At 68.0% G+C, this 1,283-nt stretch carries 2 protein-coding genes; both read left to right on the top strand.

Features of this window, described 5'->3' with window-relative positions; all coding sequences use genetic code 11:
- Positions 1–63 precede the first annotated feature (63 nt).
- Positions 64–372 carry a transposase gene (locus ACTT8P_RS38290; RefSeq protein WP_442836400.1) on the top strand — a complete coding sequence of 103 codons (309 nt, stop codon included), beginning with the start codon at positions 64–66 and terminating at the stop codon, positions 370–372.
- Positions 369–1,241 carry an IS3 family transposase gene (locus ACTT8P_RS38285; RefSeq protein ID WP_037724812.1) on the top strand — a complete coding sequence of 291 codons (873 nt, stop codon included), beginning with the start codon at positions 369–371 and terminating at the stop codon, positions 1,239–1,241. The genes ACTT8P_RS38290 and ACTT8P_RS38285 overlap by 4 nt, the downstream gene beginning before the upstream one ends.
- The last annotated feature ends 42 nt before the right edge of the window (positions 1,242–1,283 follow it).

The following is a 1,283-nucleotide window of genomic DNA, read 5'->3' as shown; positions in this document are numbered from 1 at the left end:
TGGGCTTGATTCGCTTTGACGGACATTCGAGATCAGGGGTTCTGCCCCGGGAGGATGTCCATCATGGAGAGCATGGGGAAGAAGAAGCCTCGGCCTCGCCGTTCGTTCACGCCGGAGTTCAAGGCCGAGATCGTCGAGCTGTGCCGGCGTGGTGACCGCTCGGTCGGCCAGATCGCCAAGGACTTCGATCTGACCGAGACCGCGGTGCGGCTGTGGGTCAGCCAGGCCGAGGTCGACGCGGGCGAGCGCGACGGCCTGACCAGCAGCGAGCGCGAGGAGCTGGCCGCGCTGCGGCGGGAGAACCGCCGGCTGCGCGAGGACGTCGAGGTCCTCAAGCGTGCGACGGGTTTCTTCGCGAAGGAGACCCGGTGACGGTGCACCCGTTCATCGAGGCGGAGAAGCGTGCAGGTCACAGCGTGAAGCGAGCGTGTGAGCTGCTGAAGGTCTCCCGGACCGCCTTCTATGCCCGCCGCACCGGCAGACCCGGTCCGCGGGCGGTCCGTGACACCGAGCTGACCGAACTGATCACGGCCGTGCACGAACGCTCCCGTGGCACCTACGGCGCCCCGCGCGTGCATGCCGTACTCAAGCGGGAGGGCTCCGGGTGCGGTCGCCGCCGCGTCGCCCGGCTGATGCGAGCCGCCGGCCTGCAGGGCCGACACCGCAGGCGTCGGCACCCGACAACGATCCCCGATCCACGCGCTGCCGTCAGGCCCGACCTCGTTGACCGGAACTTCCGGCCTGATGTCACGGCCTTGAACACTCGCTGGTGCGGTGACATCACCTATATCCCGACCGAGGAGGGCTGGCTCTACCTGGCCACGGTCATCGACATCGCCTCCCGCCGGGTGGTCGGCTGGGCGACGGCCGATCACCTGCGGACCGAACTGGTCGCCGACGCCCTGACGGACGCCTGCCGCCGGCGTCGCCCCACCCGTCCGGTGATCTTCCACTCCGATCGCGGCTGTCAGTACACCAGCCAGCAATTCGCCACCCTGGCAAGGGAGTTCGGGGTCCGTCTGTCCGTCGGTCGGACCGGTCAGTGCTGGGACAACGCGCTCGCCGAGTCATTCTTCGCCACCATCAAGCGCGAGCTGCTCGGCACCGTCGCCTGGCCCAGCCGGGCCGCTGTCCGCACCGCGATCTTCGATTTCGTCGAAGGCTGGTACAACTTGCACCGTCTGCACAGCAGCCTTGGCTATCGCAGTCCCGCCGAATACGAGACCGCACTCGCAGCCTGACCACCACACCGATGGTGTCCGTCAAAGCGGAACAAGCTCACG

The organism is Streptomyces sp. JW3 (genome assembly GCF_052216785.1).
Taxonomy (GTDB): Bacteria; Actinomycetota; Actinomycetes; order Streptomycetales; family Streptomycetaceae; genus Streptomyces.
The sequence above is the reverse complement of the archived record's forward strand: the minus strand, read 5'-3'. Positions and strand labels throughout refer to the sequence as shown.